This window comes from Corallococcus sp. AS-1-6 (genome assembly GCF_020037015.1).
Taxonomy (GTDB): Bacteria; Myxococcota; Myxococcia; order Myxococcales; family Myxococcaceae; genus Corallococcus.
On record NZ_JAIQDE010000023.1, the window covers coordinates 126,403 to 143,662 of the forward strand.

Annotated in this window: 12 protein-coding genes; 1 reads left to right on the forward strand and 11 read right to left on the reverse strand. The window is 73.2% G+C overall.

All coding sequences use genetic code 11. The features are described from left to right. Positions 1-3 precede the first annotated feature (3 nt). From K8612_RS27670 to K8612_RS27720, 11 genes are all read right to left on the reverse strand, one after another. On the reverse strand, positions 4-1,491 hold the full coding sequence (locus K8612_RS27670) for a glycine betaine ABC transporter substrate-binding protein (protein ID WP_223764483.1): 1,488 nt from the start codon (positions 1,489-1,491) through the stop codon (positions 4-6). Further along, positions 1,488-2,237 (reverse strand): ATP-binding cassette domain-containing protein, encoded by a 750-nt coding sequence (locus K8612_RS27675; RefSeq protein WP_223764500.1) that lies wholly within the window; start codon positions 2,235-2,237, stop codon positions 1,488-1,490. Before K8612_RS27675 ends, K8612_RS27670 begins: the two co-directional genes overlap by 4 nt. 15 nt (positions 2,238-2,252) lie before the next feature. Further along, positions 2,253-3,224, reverse strand: a complete 972-nt coding sequence (locus K8612_RS27680; RefSeq protein ID WP_223764484.1) for a hypothetical protein — start codon at positions 3,222-3,224, stop codon at positions 2,253-2,255. 76 nt (positions 3,225-3,300) lie between these two features. Beyond that, on the reverse strand, positions 3,301-3,987 hold the full coding sequence (locus K8612_RS27685) for a DUF4142 domain-containing protein (protein WP_223764485.1): 687 nt from the start codon (positions 3,985-3,987) through the stop codon (positions 3,301-3,303). 131 nt (positions 3,988-4,118) lie between these two features. Further along, positions 4,119-5,141 (reverse strand): hypothetical protein, encoded by a 1,023-nt coding sequence (locus K8612_RS27690; protein WP_223764486.1) that lies wholly within the window; start codon positions 5,139-5,141, stop codon positions 4,119-4,121. Positions 5,142-5,282: 141 nt separating this feature from the next. Continuing rightward, positions 5,283-7,601, reverse strand: a complete 2,319-nt coding sequence (locus tag K8612_RS27695) for a hypothetical protein (protein ID WP_223764487.1) — start codon at positions 7,599-7,601, stop codon at positions 5,283-5,285. A gap of 3 nt (positions 7,602-7,604) precedes the next feature. Further along, the gene (locus tag K8612_RS27700) at positions 7,605-12,320 is read right to left on the reverse strand and encodes an MG2 domain-containing protein (RefSeq protein ID WP_223764488.1); all 4,716 of its coding nucleotides are present in this window, start codon (positions 12,318-12,320) and stop codon (positions 7,605-7,607) included. After that, positions 12,317-13,906, reverse strand: coding sequence for a hypothetical protein (locus K8612_RS27705; RefSeq protein ID WP_223764489.1), 1,590 nt, complete (start codon positions 13,904-13,906; stop codon positions 12,317-12,319). The genes K8612_RS27700 and K8612_RS27705 overlap by 4 nt, the downstream gene beginning before the upstream one ends. Next, positions 13,903-14,535 (reverse strand): DUF1175 family protein, encoded by a 633-nt coding sequence (locus K8612_RS27710; RefSeq protein ID WP_223764490.1) that lies wholly within the window; start codon positions 14,533-14,535, stop codon positions 13,903-13,905. Before K8612_RS27710 ends, K8612_RS27705 begins: the two co-directional genes overlap by 4 nt. Before the next feature lie 30 nt (positions 14,536-14,565). Next, the gene (locus K8612_RS27715) at positions 14,566-15,471 is read right to left on the reverse strand and encodes a DUF2135 domain-containing protein (protein WP_223764491.1); all 906 of its coding nucleotides are present in this window, start codon (positions 15,469-15,471) and stop codon (positions 14,566-14,568) included. A 247-nt stretch (positions 15,472-15,718) separates the two neighbouring features. Further along, positions 15,719-16,126, reverse strand: coding sequence for a low molecular weight phosphatase family protein (locus K8612_RS27720; RefSeq protein WP_223739476.1), 408 nt, complete (start codon positions 16,124-16,126; stop codon positions 15,719-15,721). Between the two features lie 208 nt (positions 16,127-16,334). Between K8612_RS27720 and K8612_RS27725 the strand changes: the two genes are divergently transcribed. Next, entirely contained in the window at positions 16,335-17,258 is a 924-nt protein-coding gene (locus tag K8612_RS27725) for a TerC/Alx family metal homeostasis membrane protein (protein ID WP_223739477.1), read from the forward strand. Positions 17,259-17,260 lie beyond the last annotated feature (2 nt).

A 17,260-nucleotide genomic window follows, 5' to 3' on the forward strand; every position in this document is an offset into this window, starting at 1 on the left:
GCCTCAGCCGCGCAGGCCCCGCGGCACCAGCACGCGCGCCACCGCCTCGAAGAGGCCGCTGACCGCGAGCGCGAGCACCGCCGCGGGCACCGCGCCTTCCAGGATGAGCCCCACGTCGTCCAGCCGGATGCCGGTGAGGATGGGCTGGCCGTAGCCGCCCGCCCCCACCAGCGCGCCCAGCGTGGCGGTGCCCACGTTGATGACCGCCGCCGTCTGGATGCCCGCGAGGATGGACGCCGCCGCCATGGGCAGCTCGATGCGCCACAGCCTCGCGCCGGACGGCAGGCCCAGCGCCTCCGCGGACTCGCGCACCTCCCACGGGATGCCCTGGAGCCCCGCCGCCGTGTTCCGCACGATGGGCAGCAGGCTGTAGAGGAACAGCGCCGCGATGGCCGGCTTCGAGCCGATGCCCAAGAGCGGAATCATGAACACCAGCAGCGCCAGCGACGGCACCGTCTGGATGACGCTGGAGAGCCCCAGCACGCCCTGCCCCAGGCGCGGACGGCGCGCGGCCACCACGCCCAGCGGGATGGCCAGCGCGATGGCCGCCACCAGCGACAGGCCCACGAGGAACAGGTGCTCGCGCGTGCGCAGCCAGACGCGCGCCCACCGCCCGTCCGTGCGCACCTCCGCCGTCAGGCCGAACGCGGCCTGGAGGAAGTCCGCCGCCACCCGGGCCTCCGGCACGTGCTCCAGCCGCGCGCGGGCGTTGAGCCGGACCATCTCCGCTTCCGTCAGCGAGCCCTCCAGCCGGCGCAGCGCCTGGACCACCCGGGGCGCGCGCGGCTCCAGGTCCGCGCGGTAGAGGAGCACGGCGTCGTACGCGGGGAAGTGGTGCCGGTCGTCCTCCAGCACGCGCAGCCCGTAGGCGGCGATCTCCGCGTCCGTGGAGTACAGGTCCGTGAGCTGGATGGCGCCGCTCTCCATGCCCCGGTACGCCAGGTCGTGGTCCAGGCCGCGCACGTCGCGCTGGGGCAGGCCGTACGCGTCGCGCAGCGCGGGCCAGCCGTCGCCCCGCTGCATGAACTCGTTGCTGAAGCCCACGCGCAGCTCCGGGTGCGCCCTCAGGTCGGAGATGCGGCGGATGCCCAGCCGCTCGGCCTCCGCCTCCTTCATGCCCAGCGCGTAGGTGTTGTTGAAGCCCAGCGGCGCGCTCATCCGCAGGCCTTCGTCCGCGAGCGCCCGCCTCAGCGCGTCGTCGTCCGGCAGCGCGCGGCCCACGAGCAGCTCCTGCCGCAGCGTGCCGGTGTACTCGGGATAGACGTCCAGCTCGCCCCGGCGCAGCGCCTCCCACAGCACCGTGGTGCCGCCCAGCTCGCGCCGGTGCGACGCCCGCGCGCCCGCGTCCTTCGCCACCTGCGTCACCAGCTCCCCGAGGATGACGGACTCGGTGAACTTCTTGGACCCCACGCGCACCTGGGGCCCGCCGGCCTCGGTGCTCGTGCACGCGACGGTGAGCAACAGCAGCAGCCACGCCAGCGCGCGCGTCATCCCGGCCTCCGCAGGGGCAGCGGGCGCTGCGCCTGGATGAACCGCGTGACGAACGGGTCCAGGGGCCGCGCCTCCAGGTCCTCCAGCGCGCCCTGCTGCACCACCTGGCCCTCGCGCATCAGCACGATGCCGTGGCCCAGGAAGGCGGCCTCCGCCAGGTCGTGCGTGACGAGCACCACCGTCTTGCCCAGCCGCTCGAAGATGCCGCGCAGGTCCGCCTGGAGGTCGTGGCGCACCAGCGGATCCAACGCGCCCAGGGGTTCATCCAGCAGCAGCACGTCCGGGTCCAGCATCAGCGCGCGCATCAGCGCCACGCGCTGCCGCTGGCCTCCGGAGAGCTCGCCCGGGAAGCGCTCCAGCGCCTCCGCCGGGAAGCGCGTCAGGTCCGTCAGTTGCTCCAGCCGCTCGCGGATCCGCGCCTCCGGCCAGCGCAGGTGCCGCGCCATCAGGGTGACGTTTCGCGCGCCGGTGAGGTGCGGGAACAGGCCGCCGCCCTGGAGCGCGTAGCCCACGCGCTGGCGCACGGCGAGCAGCGCGTCCGCGTCCTCCGGCAGGGGCCGACCGTCGAAGAGGACACGGCCGGTGTCGGGCCGGAGCAGGCCGTTGAGCAGCCGCAGCAGCGTGGACTTCCCGCAGCCGCTGGGGCCGATGAGCACCGTGGTGGCGCCCCGCGGCAGGCTCAAGTCCAGCGGGTGCAGGGCCTGCGAGGCGCCGAAGCGCTTGGACACGCCTTCCAGGAGGAACACGAACGCCACGTCCCTTCAGCGCGGGGCGAAGACGCCGTCGCAGAGTGTCTGGGTGGGAAAGGGCGCGCTCGCCGGGAGGCTGCACGCCGCGAACAGGCCCCAGCCCTGGCGGTCCACGCCGCCGGTCCAGACCTGGACGTCACCGCCCCCCTCCGGCGCGGGCGCGGTGAAGCGCACGCAGCGCGTGGCCTGGCCCTCCACGTAGCAGTCGCGCACCTGCGTCGGGCTGGCCCCCGGGAGCGCGTCGCGCAGCTCCTCCGTGCTCCGGTCGCGCCAGCGCTCCACCTGGCCCGCGCCCGGCGCCACCGGCCAGAAGACGCTCCAGGAGAAGGTGGACGCGGCGCAGCGGATCCGCCCCGCGCGCGTCGTCGAGTCCGCGACCTCGCACCCCTCCGGCACGTACAGCACCCGCCACGGCAGCCGGGGCGGCATGACGCGCGCGGACGGCGACAGCGTGTCGCCCTCCGGGTTGCCCCGCGTGGCCAGGTACGCGAACAGCTCCAGGCACCGGCCCAGCCCCGCGCGGATGTCGTCGCGCGCCACGCAGCCCAGTTGCCGCACGTGGCCCGCGGAGGGCGTCACCGCCGTGACGTAGCCGCCCACCGTGCAGGGGGCCTCGCCGGAGCACCGCTCGAAGCGCAGGGACGGGCGCGGCTGTCCGCCGAGCGGCAGCTCGCCCTGGGCCTCCGTGAGGCCCGTGCCCAGCCGGGCATGCACGCGGGCGCGGCCGGAGTCCACGGCCTGGAGTTCGCTCAGCCCGGGCTGTTCGTGCAGCCACACGGAGAGCGCGCCGCAGCGGTACGTGCGCGACGTGGCGCTGTCCGGCAGGGGGACGCAGCCGTCGAAGAGGGCGCGCGCGTCCTCGACGAAGGGGCCCGCGGGCGTCACGCCCTCGGAGGGGACCGCATGGGCCACCGGCGCGGACGCCAGACACGCGCTCAGCAGCGCCCCGAATGTCACCCCCATCGCCGCGAGTGCCGTGCGCATCCGCGAGGGGATAGGCGCCGGACCCGGCCGAGTCAACCGGCCCGTCGGTCCGACGCCCACCGCGCTACACACGCGGTTACTGCTTCTTGATCTGCTTCTCGAGGCTCTTCGCCTCCGTCTCGTTGCCGCGGACGGTGCGCTCGGTGTCGCTCAGGAGCGCCAGGAAGGTGGCGTCGTTCTTGTACTCCTTGCGGCCCTCCTCGAGGATGTCCTTGCCCTTCTTCTGGTCCTCCGCGATGCGCGACAGGAAGGCCTTGTCGAACTCAGGCCCCTGCTTGGCCTGGAGCTTGTTGATCTCCTCGTTCGTCTTGTCGAAGGCCTTGCCCAGCTTCTCGCCGGAGCCCTTCATCTTCTCCTGGTAGCCCTGCTGCACGCCGGAGCCGCCCGTGCCCATCTGGTCCTCGGAGGTGATGTTGGTGTCGGTGAGCGCGCTCACCTCCATCTTCTTCTGCTGGGCCCAGGTGCGAAGCTGCTCCTGGTTCTGCTCGTGGTCCTCGCGCAGCTTGGTGGCGAACTCCTTCACCTGCGGATTCGTGGCCTGCTGCTCCGCGAGCCGCGCCAGCTTGATCTGCCGGTTGTTGAAGACGGCCAGCTTGCCCACGTACTGCACGCGCTTGGCGGCGGCCTCACCCACGGCCTTGCCCTGCTTCATCTCGTGCTTCTCTTCCTTGGACGATTCGTCCTGGGCGTGGGCGGAGAAGCCCATCAGCCCCGTCATGACCGCCGCCGTCACCGCCCGCGTCTTCCAGTTCGTCTTGCTCATGGTCCCTGCCTCCCCCGCCTTCGCGGATGCACGTTTGACGGGGGCAAGGTGTGGACGCGGGAGCCCGTTGCCAGGGCCGCCTGGCCGAGCGCCCTCCCCCCGGGTACGAGGCCCGGGGGGATGAGGCCGCGTCACTCCACGGGCAACAGGCCGCGCACCACCGCGCCGCGCCCCTGCGCCGTGGCCTGGGCCCAGCCGCGCAGCAGCGCCAGCACCTCCGAGGAGAAGCAGGGCGTGTCGAGCAGCGTGACGGTGGTGGCCATCCCGCCCGTCTGCGCCTGCTCGAAGCGCGTGGTGAGCCAGCAGGCCCCGGCGCCCACGCCCTCGGGCACGGTGCGCGACACCTCCAGCTCCAGCAGCGCGGAGGGAGACAGCCACCCCTCCGCCCATCTCAGCCGCCGCTCCAGCAGCGCGCTCAGCGACCCGCCCGCGGCCGTGGCCTGGAGCGCCAGGGGCTCGCCGTCGCCCGGGGGCAGGTACACCTCGCGCAGGAAGGGCGGCTCGCGGGTCAGCGCGTGCGCCATCGCGCGCAGCCACAGGCGGCAGTCGCGCAGCACGTCCGCCGTGGCCGCCTCGAAGGGGGGCAGCGGGTGGCGCGTCGGGGTGCGGCGGCTGCCCTTGCGGTCCGGCTCCACCTCCACGAAGGGGGACACGCGCGCGCAGCCCTCCACGGTGCCCTCCACCTCCAGCCCCAGCCGCTCCAGCCGCGAGCCCCGGCCCAGGCCGCGCCACAGGTCCACGAAGGCCGCCGCCAGCGGCGCCGCGTTCGCGACCGAGTACGGCCGCCACTCCACGCGCTGACACACCACGCGCGCGGACGGCACCCGCGCCCCGGGAGGCCCCAGCCCCAGCGTCAGGTCCTCGCCGCCCACCGCCACGCGCGAGGCCAGCACGTGCCGCACGGCCCCCTCCAGCAGCCACACCCGCAGGGCGCCTCGCGGCACCGCGCCCTCCACGTAGCGCGCGCCCAGCAGCCACAGCTCACCCTGGATGAGCACGTCCTCGCCCCGGGGGGCGTGCAGGTTCGGCTTCGAGTCCTGGCAGCCCAGCACCCAGGCCCCGCGGCCCTCCTGGACCCAGCGCACCCGAAGGCCCTCCGGCAACGCCTCCAACGCGCGCCGCGTGGCCTCCGCCTCGCTCATTCCCTCCGCCATTGGGCCCCTCACACCAAATAGCGCTACGGTATTCTTACGTAATAGCTGTTATTCGCCGCCCTTGTCAGCACGTTTTTCGTGGTTTCCCGAGTGGGTAATGGGAAACCCAGTAGGTCTGGGTGGGGGGACGGCGGGGGGACCTCAGGGGGTGGGCGTCGAGGCTCCGCCCCGGGCTCCGAAGGCGCGCTCCAGGAGCGCGTCGCTGGAGAGGCCGGGGCTGGCCTTGGCGGCTTCCACGTCCAGGCCTTCGCCGTGACCCCGGCCCTGGCCTTCGAAGCGGACCTGGGGGCCGTCGAAGGAGGCGCGCTGGGGGCAGGAGGGGAGCTTCAGGCCGGCGCGCAGCGTGTCGCACGGGAGGGAGCGCGCGTCCTCGTAGGGGGCGGCGGGGGTGCCTTCGGTGCGCAGGTAGCGCACGCGGCCGGACTCGAAGCGCAGGGAGACGAGGTTCGTGCCCAGCAGGGCCTCCACCTCGGAGCGGGGACGGACCTCGCGCCATGGGGTGTCGCCGCCCTGCGAGAAGGTGAGCCAGGTGTCCCACTTCAGGGCCGGGAGCTGGAGGGCGCGGGACTCCTCCGGGCGGATGCGCACGGTGCCCCGGAAGGCCTGGCAGTGGGTGGTGTCGCAGAGGGCGCGGCCGGGGTGGCGGGTGTCGGCGTGGCGCTCGTTGTGCGCGGCGATGCGGGCCAGCGCGATGCGGGCTTCGCCCTGGAGCGTGACGTCCTCGGCGGCGACGACGCCCGCGGTGTACTTCACGCGCGTGGTGCGGAAGACGAAGTCGGAGCCACGCCGGGCCTTGAGCGCGCTGGGCGTGGTGGGCACGCCGGGTGGAGGACGGTACGGAGGAGGCGTGGACCAGGTAAAGACACCCGCGTAGTCGCGGCCACCGTCGGGGCCATCCGGGAAGCGCACGCGCCACGGGCTGCCCAGGCAGACGGCGGGGCCCTTCGCGGTGAGCGCGTCCAGGCGAGAGAAGTCCGGTGGCGCGGCGCGAGGAACGCCGTCGTCCAATGAGAAGCCCGCGCCCGCGCAGCGGGCCTCCACGGTCGTGGAGGGCAGCAGGCCGAGCACCTGCACCCGCGCGGCGTCCAGTCCCGCCTGACGGCGCACGCGGGCGAGGAGCGCGGGGAGCTCATCCACGAAGTGCCGGGGCATCTTGCCGGGGCGCACGACGACGGCGACGAGGTCCGCGTCCACGGCGGCGATCCATCCGAATTGGGGGCGGCTCGCGGCGTCGCGCACGGTGCCCGTCTTGGTGGCGACGCCCTTGAGCGCCCTGGACGTGGAGAGGCCGCTGAGTGTGCCTTCATCCACGTTGCCGGTGAGGAGCGCGAGCACATCCGGCCGCGCCTCCGCGAGCAACCGGTACGCCTGCGCCATGCCCCACGGAGACAGGCCATGCGCGGAGCGAAGCCCGATGGCCTCCGTCATGTCCGAGGGCAGACCGGTGAGGCCCACGGAGGACAGCACCGGCCCCCAGACACCAAAGGCCTTGGGCGCGAGCCCCGTGGCCTCCCAGTCCAGGAACCATCCGTTGCACGAGCGCAGGAGCGCCATCCGTGCATCCACCTTCGGAGGCAGCCCCGCGCCGCAAGCCCACTCCTGCACGCCCCTGCGCGGCGCGAGCAGCGGAGGCGCGTTGGAGTCCGGAGCAGCACGCCCCGCTGCCTCCGAAGAGGTGCCGGAGCCGCGGACATCGCGCGGCGAAGCGAGCACGGTCCCCGCCGCGTACAGGAACGGCTTGAGCGCGGAGCCGTAGGGCACCGCGCGGCGCACGTCTCCCTCGGAGAACAGCACCTCTCCCGAGTGCCGGCTCACCACCACCGTGGCCGGCTCGGGCGCGAGCACCGCCACGTCCGCCAGCTCCTCCACCGTCAGGGGCGCGGCCCAGCGCGCTCCGTCATGACACTGGCGCAGCCGGCGCGTCAGCGCGGCGGGAAACCCCGTGTGCTCCCCCAGGATGCGGGCCAGTCCCCTCCTCGCTCGCGGCGTGTCCACCGCTGGCGCGCTCGCCACCGCCTGCGCCGCGCTGGACAGCGATTGATAGGGACCGTCGCGCCACGCGGGCAGCTCGCCGCTCACCGTCAGCGCGAAGGCTTCGTGGAAGAGCCGGTCCTCGCTGGACGCGGGACAGGCCCACCACAGCAACTGGTGCGCCAGCTCGTGCCGCAGCGCCGTGCGCGTCCTCGCGTCCAGCACCCCGGGCGTGTTCTGCCGCAGCTCCACCACGCCGGGCCGGCCCTGCGCGTTGCGCTCGGGCGTCAGCGACGTGCCCTTCTGGAGCGTCACCGTGGCGGGAGCCCTCGCCGGAAGGCCCCCCGCCTGCGCCGCGTATTGCGCCTCCAGCGTCGTCCAGGCGGCCTGGGCCTCACGGCGCAGGTCCGCCTCGGGCGTCACATCGCCCTTCGTGACGAAGGTGGGCGAGGCCGACAACAGCACGGCGACGGCGACGGCCCACCCCATGGGCTACAGGTCACTCACGGACGTCTTCGAGGGCACCACCTTCAACACGTCCGACGCCGTGCGGCCCCGGATGCGCGCCGAGTACATGTCCTCGATGGTCGCGGGCGGCGCCGCGAACGTGCCCGCGAACTGCGCGCGCATCACGTAGCCCACCGTGCGCGGGCTGTCGCTCCACCACGCCGGCTCCTCGAAGAAGAACGTCGCGCGGGACGGGTCCAACTGCCGGCGCTTGAGCGCCTCCGGGGCCAGCGGCAGCGAGTGCGGCGGACCGCGGAAGACCTTGTCCTCCTGGAGCGGAACGAAGCCCGCCGGCACCGCGTCCTCCACCACGTAGTACGCCGAGCGCGCCCGGTTCTCCCCGCGCGCATCCAGCGTCAGCTCCACGTAGACCTCCTCGCCCTGGTTCACGGAAGCGCCCGCGTCCAGCTTCACCTTCCCGCCCTCGCGCAGCACGTAGTACGCGCGCTCCACGGACATCCCGTTCACGCGCGGCTGCACGCTCTTGAGCGGCGTCATCGCGGCGGCGCGCAGCGTGGCCACGCCGTCGAAGCCGCCCACGTCCACCGTGCGCGTCCCCGCCGGCAGCGTGGCGACCAGGCCCATGCTCCGCGCCGCGAACTTCACCGGCGCCGACGCGCCCTTCACCTCCGGCGGCGCCATGCCCTTGAACGCCTTCGCGTCACGCTCCACCAGCCAGAGCGAGTGCAAGAGCGCCGTGCTCCGGTCGAAGGTGGACAGGCCTGGCTCGCTCAGCATCTCCAGGATGCGCTTGCGCGCGCGCGTGACGTCCAGCGACCCGAACGACGCCGCGTGCGCGGTGATGGCCGTGAGGCCCACGCGCCGCAGCGGGAAGCGGTAGAACGCCTCGGACGTCTCCGCCTCGCCCCGGAGCCCCGCGAGCTTCGCGAAGCCCTCGCCGCTCTCCTTCACCAGCCCCTGGATGCGCTCCTGGAGGCCGGGCTCCTTCATCACGCCCGCCTTCTCCGCGGCCAGCACCGCGAGCGCCAGCGGATACAAATCCCCCGGCTTCGCGGACTCCACCAGCGCGCGCACCCGCGCCGCCTGACGCGGACCCTGCAGGCGCGCGAGCACGTAGGCGCGCGTCGCGTCGTACTCCGGCGGCAGGCCCTCCTGCGCCTCCAGCCACTTCGCGCTCTCCTGGATGCGCGCGTCGTCGCGGTCCACCAGCCCCGCCTCGGACGCGTACGCCAGGCCGTCCAGCGCGATGAGCGTGAGCGGCAGGCTGGGCTCGCTGTAGCCGCCGAACCAGGTGAAGCCGCCGCCCTTCACCGCGAGCCCCAGGATGCGGGCCGTGCCCTGCACGGAGCGGCTGCGCGCCTCCGCCAGCAGCGCCTGCGAGTCCGGGTCCAGCTTGTCCAGCGCCCCCGCCTTCTGGAGCACCTGGTACACCGCCACGTTGGGCACCGTCGTGGAGACGAGCTGTTCCAGACACCCGTACGGATACGTGAGCAGCTCACGCACGTTGGTGAGCGCCGCGTCCACCGTGGACGGCTGGAGCACCAGCTCCACGCGCGTCAACGCGGAAGCCTCCGGCGCCTCCAGCGACAGCGCGCCCCCGCCCCACGCGCTCACCTGCACCGCGTCCTCCACGGCGGCCGGGGCCACGTCGAAGCGCTTCAGGTCTCGCAGCGGATCCTTGCCGCCCACCACGTCCACGGAGAGCTGCGCCGGGCCCGTCTTCGCCGCGCGCAGCGTCACCGGCACCACCTGCTCGCCGCCCTCGCCCAGCTCCACCTTGCGCTGGAGCGCGTCCGCCTGGAGCGCGCCGCCCGGCTGCAACCGCACGTCCAGCACCTGGCTGCCCTTGGACTTCGAGCCCGCGGCCAGCCGCACGGACGCGAGCGCCTCGTCGCCCTCGCGCAGGAACTGCGGCAGCGCCGCGTAGACGTTGAGCCCGCCGCGCGTGGCGAACTCCGCCGTGCCCTCACCGAAGCGGCCGGACGTGTCCGCCGCCACCGCCGTCACCACCCACAGCGTCTGGTTGGAGGGCAGCGTGAAGCGCACCGTCGCGCGCCCGTCCCGGTCCGTCACCACCGCGGGGTCCCAGTGCGCCGTGTCCTTCTCCAGGTCCTTCGCGTTGCGGCTGGGCGGCTTGATGGACGCGAACGCGTGGTCGGGCAGCCCCGCCATCTTGCGCGCCAACTGCTCGCCGTAGCCGTAGCCCTGGAACTCCGCCGAGTAGAAGCTCGTCACGTTGTCGCGCGCGGGCGGATAGAAGAAGTCCAGCACGCCGGGGCGGAACTCGGACTGGATGGCGTAGACGGCCTTGTCCACCACGCCCACGGACACCTGCGCGGACACACCGTTGCCGTCGCTGTCGGTGACGCGCACGTCGATGGCCTGCTCCGTGAGCGGCAGCGCCTCCGCGCGGCGGGGCTGCAACGCCACCGTGAGCGTGCGCTCCTTCGGCACCACGCGGAACGCCACCGTGCGCTCCTCCCAGCGGCCCGTCGCCGTGGGGTACGCCACGGACGCGTACACCGCGCTGCCGAAGCGCTTCTCCACCGGGAACGTGTGCACCAGCGTGCGGCCCTTCAACGGCACCACCGTGGTGCCGTACAGGCTCGCGCCCGTCAGCGTCACCCACACGGGCCCCGCGTCCCTGCCGCCCTGGCCCCAGCCGTCCGGCATCAGCGCCACCAGCTTCGCGCTGTCGCCCGGCTCCAGCGTGCCGGACAGCGACGCGAGCGTGAGGTTGGGCACCTGCGCCACGGGCTCGTCCGCGCCGCCGATGACGAGCAGCGACTCCTCGCCCGTCCAGGCTTCGCCCTTCTTGTCCTTCACCGTCACGCTCGCGACCACCCGGCCCACGTCCGTGGTGGGCACCTTCAGGCGGGACGTGCCGTCCTGCTGCGTGGTGAAGGTCTGCGTGCCCAGCTCCTTCTCGCTGCCGTCCGCGCGGACCAGCGTGAAGTCCACCTCGCCCGTGGTGACGCCGTAGGCCTTGCCGGACAGCGTGGTGGCGCGCACGGACACCTGCGCGTCCGAGCCCTTCTGCACCACCGCGTCCGAGAACCGCGCCACGCCCAGCACCTCCACCTTCGACAGGAAGAAGGCGGCGGTGCCGGTGGCGAACGTCTCCTGATCATCCCGCGCGCGCACGGTGAGGCTGTAGCGGTACGGCAGCCGGTCCTCGCCCGGGCCGAGCGGGGGCACGGCGACCTCCACCTGGGCCTCGCCCTCCGCGTTGAACTCGCTGGCGGAGGACCACGGGTCGTCCGTGGCCTGGCGCTCCGCGACGGACGAGTACAGCCGCTCCGGCACGCTCAGCTTGCCCTCGCTGCTGGAGGCGGTGCCGTACGTCACCGCGCTGCCCTGGCCGCCGCGGCCGGAGTCGTCCACCCACGCGGGCGCGTCCAGCAGGCTGCGGTAGAGGAACACCTCGTACTTCGCGCCCTTGGGCACGCCGCCCGCGTAGCGGCGCGCGCGCACCGTCACGCTCACCGTCTGGCCGGGCACCACCGTCTCCGACGCGGGCTGCACCTCCAGGTAGAACGTGGGCTTCACGTAGTCCTGCACGCGCGCCTCGCCCTGGTGGGGCTGCGAGTCCAGGTCCGCCTCGATGCGCAGCACGCCCGTGCCCAGGTCGTCCGGCACCTTCAGCGTGCCGTTGAACGCGCCGAACTCGTCCACCGCCGCGCGGGTGACGATTTCACGGCCCTCCTGCGACACCAGCTTCACGCGCACGTCGCGCTTCTTCGGCGTGAAGAGCCGCGCAAGGAACGTGTCCGGCTGACGCACGAGCCCGCGGAACTTCACCTCGTTGCCCGGCTTGTAGATGGGCCGGTCGCTGTAGATGAACACGTCCGGCGCCACCGCCAGCGCGGAGTAGAAGTCCGTGTCCACGATGGCCGTGTCCTGGCCGGCCGTCACAGTCGCGATGATGCGCGGCTCCGTCACCGCCAGCGTCACCTCGCCCTTGTCGTCCGTGGTGCCCGTGGGGCCCTTGCCCGTGGGCAGGTACACCTGCACCTGCGCCCCCGCGCGCGGCTGCTGGTCGCGCCCCGCCACGCGCACCAGCACCTGGCCGTCCGTCTGCTTGAGCTGCACGGTGACGTCGCTGACGACGAGCACCACCTGCCCCTCCACCCGGCCCTGCACCAACTGGAGCACGTAGGTGCCCGCGGGCAGCGGCGCGAGCAGCACGCGGCGCTCCTGGAAGCCGCTGCCGCTGTCGCCCGTGTCGAAGCCCGGCACGTTGAAGTCGCGGTTGGCGCCGCCCAGGTCCAGGTTGAGCCACTGGCTGCGCACCACGGAGAAGCCCGGCGGCGTGCCCACCAGCTTCTCCGGCCCCTCCGCCACCTTCGCCAGCGGCTCGCCGGACGAGGAGTCCGCCGGCGGCTTCGGCAGTGACGTCCCCACCTCCTGGCGGAAGTCGGGCGACAGCGCCTCCATCAGCACCAGGCCCGGCGAGCGCACCGCGTTGAGGCCGCGGCTCAGGCCCCGGCCCGGGTTGAGCAGCGTGGGCGGCGTCTCATACGCGCGCCGCAGGTCGCCCTGCGCGCGGATGAACGCGTCCAGGTTCGCGGGCTGGAGCACGCGCAGCTCCACGGGCCCCTTGTCCTCGAAGGCGACGTCCACGGCCACCGGCTCGCTGCTGCCGTAGGAGCGCGGGACGGTGATGTAGAGCGGCTTGGCCAGCGCCACGCCGGACAGCAGGAGCGCGGCCAGGGCCGCGAAACGAACGGAGGTCTTCATGTCCCAAATCCTTCCGACGCCATGACGTAGCCCTGCGCGTTGCCCCGGAAGCCCAGGTACGGCAGGGCCTCCAGGTCGCGGCGGGCCGCTTCGATTTCAGGGGGCAGCGCCTTGGGCATGGGCGACGCGCGGTCCACGCGCGCCTCGGACGTGTAGCCGTCCATGGCGAGCCCGCTGAGCAGCCGCCCCGTGTTGACGCCCAGCACCACCGTGGAGGGCGCGCGCAGCCCCGCGACCACCGGGCCCGCGGCGTTGAGCATGTTGGGCGCGCGGCCTTCGCACGCCTTCTGGAGCCGCTCCACCTCCGGCTGGCTCGTGGCCAGCACCACGTGCTTGCACAGCGTGGCGCGCACCAGCGTCCGCGCGCCGCCGGAGAACAGCGCGGACAGCCCCTCCGCGTCCTTCTCGTCGCCCCACAGCAGGGCCAGCTCCGGCTCCATGGACGCGCTGCCGCGCGGCGTCCACGCCACGGCCACCTGGCGCGCGCGCATCGGGGCCCGGCTCTCGCCCTTCCAGAAGGCCTTGAGCTGCGCGGGCTCCAGCGACTCCGGCAGCATGAGCTGGAACGCGAACAGCACCGGCGTGTCCTCGGGCACCAGCTTGAGCAGGTCGTCGGAGAGGGGCTTGCCGGTGGCCACCCACGTCCCGCTGACCTTCCCGGCGATGCCCTTCGCCACCAGCCGGTCGCCGTCCACGCCCAGTTGGAGCCGCGTGTCCTCGCCCAGGCCGAGCACATGGGTGAAGAGCTGCGCCTCGCGGCCGTAGGCGTTCGCGTCGAAGCCCACCTCCACGTCCACGCCCAGCTCCCCGTCCAGCTCCGGCAGCGCCGCGCACAGCGCCTGGAGCACCACCACCGGGTGGCGCGACAGCACCAGCCGGTCCTCCGTGCGCGCCGCCCACACCGTCTGCTCGGCGACGAGCCAGCGCGACAGGTGGAAGCCGCCGTCCGGCACCTCCCCCGTGCTGGCGGGGCACCCGTCCGCCACCAGCTCCCCGCGCTTCGCCACGGCGTCCAGCGAGTCCCACGCCGCCCGCGCCGTCTTGTTCGCCTTGGGGACGATGAGGGCGGGCGTGCCCACGCGCGCGTCGCCGGTGAACCACACCGTGCGGAACGGCGTGTCGAGCAACTGCCCGACGACGACGTCCAGCACCGCGCCCTTGAAGGACGCCTTGAGGTCGGCGCCGGTCGAGCCCAGGAACGCGGCCCAGCCGCTCGTGAAGCCCTGCCCCAGCGGCTTCTCCCACTGCGACTTCAGCCACGCGTTGCGCGCCAGCGCGTCGCGCACCTTCGCGGGCGAGTGCACGTCCACCCAGAGGGCGGGGAGCGCCGCGGCGCCGGGCACCTCCATCTTCGAGGAGGACACCTCCGGCATGCCCTCCACGGTGGCGCCCGCGGTCGGCGGGCCCTTGGGCTCACCGGAGGAGAAGGCGGGGCCGGAGCCGCCGCCGCCGCTCTTGCGGCCGAGCACGAAGGCCCCCACGCCCACGCCCACGACGAGGGCGCCGATGAGCGCGATGCGCGCGGCGGACGAGGGGCCCTTGCCTCCGCCTCCAGCGGGGGGCGGCGGGCTCACGGGAGACGTCATGACATCCACTCCTTGAAGCGGAAGAAGCCGAGGAAGGCGGCGTTGGCCGGCACGGGGCGCCACTCCAGCGGCGCCTCGGTGGCGAGGGAGTCCAGGACGCCGGTGCGCACGCGCGCTCCGGCCTCACCGGGGTGGTAGACGACGCGCGCGGGGGCATGGGCCCGGTCCTCCGGGCGCACCACGAGCATCAGGTGGAAGACGGGGCCCGCGTCGTGCTCCTGGCGGAAGGCCACCACGTCCCCGGTGCGGAGCTGCTCGCGCGCGTCCTCGCCCCGGCCCAGCGGAGCGAAGCTGCGGCTGATCAGCGTCTCCGCGTCCGCGAAATCAGAGGGTCCGCCGCGCGCGTCCCGCCACAGCGGGGAGGCGAGGCGCTCGGCGGCCACGCGCCGGTACGCCGTGCGGTACGCGTAGCGGATGAGGCCCGCGCAGTCGCGCTGCGCCGGCTGCCACGCGGCGTCGAAGGCCTTCACCTGCGCGAGCGCCACCTGCGCGACCTCCCGGCGCAGCAGCCGCGAGCGCGTCTCCGGGGCCACGGGCTCCGATGCGATGGACGCGGCAGGCCGCGCCCGAGCCTCCACGGAGGGCGGCGCAGCGGCGTTCAACAGCAACGTGAGCATCAGGACGCGCATGGCGGGGCCGAGCCGGGAGCGCCGGCCGCTTCAGTAGCCCTCGTCTCCGCCGCCACCGCCGTCCCCACTCTTCTGGAGCTCCTTGACCGCCTCCTCCAGGTTCGTGGGCCAGCCGTTCCCCTTGGGCTTCGGATCCGCGGACGGCACGTACACCTCCGCCTGCCCGTCTCCCAGGATGTTCACCCACGCCAGCACGCGCGTCGTGCCCGGCGTCGCCAGCGGGATGCGCACGCGGCGGCGGACCTCGCCCGGCGTGCCCTCGAAGAGCGCCAGGTTGAGCGTGGCCACCGTGTGCGCCTTGTCACCGCTGGGCCAGTAGTTCGTCGCCACCAGGTACACGCCCTTGGGCGGCGCGCGGTGGATGTAGAGGTACGGGCCGTACGCCGGCTGGTCGAAGTCGCCGCCCTGCTCGTTGAGGAAGAACGTGCCGCCGGACGGGCTCTCCGTGTTCGCCCAGTACACGTGCGCCATGGACGTCACGTCCAGCGTGTCGCCCGCGCTGCTCGCGTCCGTGGGCTCGTAGATGTGCAGGTCCGTGTAGACGCCGTCCGTGTCGCTCGTGAGGATGGCCTTGAGCGGCACCGGCGGCACCTGCGCGTAGCTCGTCGCCTGCGCGCGCGCCGTGCCACCCTTGTTGGTGGCCATCACCGTCACCACGTTCTTGCCGCTGGCCGCGGGGAACTTGCGGCTGAAGCGCCCCCCCTGCGTGCGCATCAGGTAGCGGTCGCCGTTGATGGACACGACCACCGGATCCACCGAGGCGTCGCTCACCGTGCCCTCGATTTGCAGCATCCGGTCCACCGTCCACCCGCCGGACGGCGCGCTCAACACCACCTTGGGAATCGTGTCGCCCCGGCCAATGGGCACGCCCTGCTGGCGGGCGGAGACCGGCGGCGCCGTCTGCGAGAGCAGCCCGGCGAGAAGGACGGAGAGCATGATGGAGCCTGCGAACCTGGAGGTGAGCCGCGCGAACCGCGTGTCCGCGAAGAGACACAGCGTGCGGCAAGCCCCTCCCCCTTTTCAAGCCACCCGGCCCCCGCTGGCGCCATGGCCCGGGAAGCCCCCCCGCCGCGACGCTGGACGTCGCGGCCTTCGCCTCCCCTCCTCGCGAGTCCGTCCGCCCGCCCTTCGGGCCCGGACACCCACGGTCACGCGTCAGAGGGGCCCTGCCTGCCGCACCCGACTACTGCGGGCGCTCCCAGCCGTGGCGGTTCACGAAGTCCGACACCATGGCGGCCGTCGTGTCGCGGATCTTCTCCACGTCCGCCGCGGACTTGCCCACCGTGTCCTCCATGGGCCAGTCCTCGCGCTTCTGGTCCGCCACCACCGGCGCGTCCGGCAGCCCGCCCAGCGTCACCAGGATCTGCGCGCTCTTCGCCAGCTCGGGCGTCAGGCGCTGCGGCTTCGCATCGCCCAGGTCCACGCCCATCTCCTTCATGGTGGCGAGCACCTCGGGATGCAGACGCTCGGCCGGCTGCGTTCCCGCGGAAATCGCGCGCGCCTTCGCCGGGTCCGCCAGCAGGTTGAAGAAGGCCGCCGCGATCTGCGAGCGACCCGCGTTGTGCGTACAAGCGAAGATGACCGTGTTCATCGCACCGCCTTTGGAGTGTTGAGAATCATGATGTTCCTGGGCTTCCTGGGAAGTATCACATCCTGAGCAGGGAAGAGGACAACGCTCGCCCTCCCCCAGCACATCCCCCTGACAAGGGGTGTCATGACCGCCAATCTGGGTGGGATTTGACTCCGCGCGAAGCCTTCCCTGGGGCGGGAGCCGGGGGGATGCCTAGGTTGGAGGGGTCATGCAAAGCACCCCCTCCTGGGCCTGGATCGTCTTCTGGGCGCTGCTCCTGGCGCTGCTGGTGGTGGACCTGCTCGCGCACCGGGGAGGCCGGGGGCAGTCGCGCCGCGCGGCGGTGCTGTGGAGCCTGGCGTGGGTGGGCCTGGGGCTGGGGTTCTGCGGCTTCGTGTGGGCGACGCTGGGCAGTGAGCGCGGCCACGAGTACCTGGCGGCGTGGCTCATCGAGAAGAGCCTGAGCCTGGACAACGTCTTCGTCTTCCTCGTCATCTTCCGCAGCCTGAACGTGCCCCAGCGCTACCAGCACGAGGTGCTCTTCCTGGGCATCTTCGGGGCGCTGGTGTTCCGGGCCCTGTTCATCTTCGTGGGGGCGGCGGCGCTGCAGCGCTGGGGCTGGGTGTCGTACGTCTTCGGCGCCATCCTGCTCGTCACCGCGTGGCGCGTCCTGCGCGAGGACCCCTCCAAGCAGGAGGACAACCGCGTGGTCGGCTGGCTGGCCAGGAGTCTGCCGGTGACGGACCAGGTGGAGGGGCCGCGCTTCGTGGTGAAGCAGCAGGGGCGCAGGCTGGCCACGCCGCTGCTGCTGGCGCTGGTGGGCCTGGAGGTGACGGACATCCTGTTCGCGGTGGACTCGGTGCCGGCGGCGTTCTCCGTCACCACCGACACGTTCATCCTCTACAGCTCCAACGCCTTCGCCATCCTGGGGCTGCGCGCGCTCTACCTCGTCATCGCCGGGGCCGTGGGGCAGTTGAAGTACCTGCACTACGGGCTGGCGGGGGTGCTGGCGTTCGCGGGCGTGAAGATGGTGGTGGAGACGTGGGTGCACATCCCGCCGCTCCTGTCCGTGGCCATCATCGTGGCGGTGATTGGCGGGGCGGTGGGCGCCAGCCTCCTGCACCGCAGGTCCGTGCGCCAGGTGGAGGCCTGAGG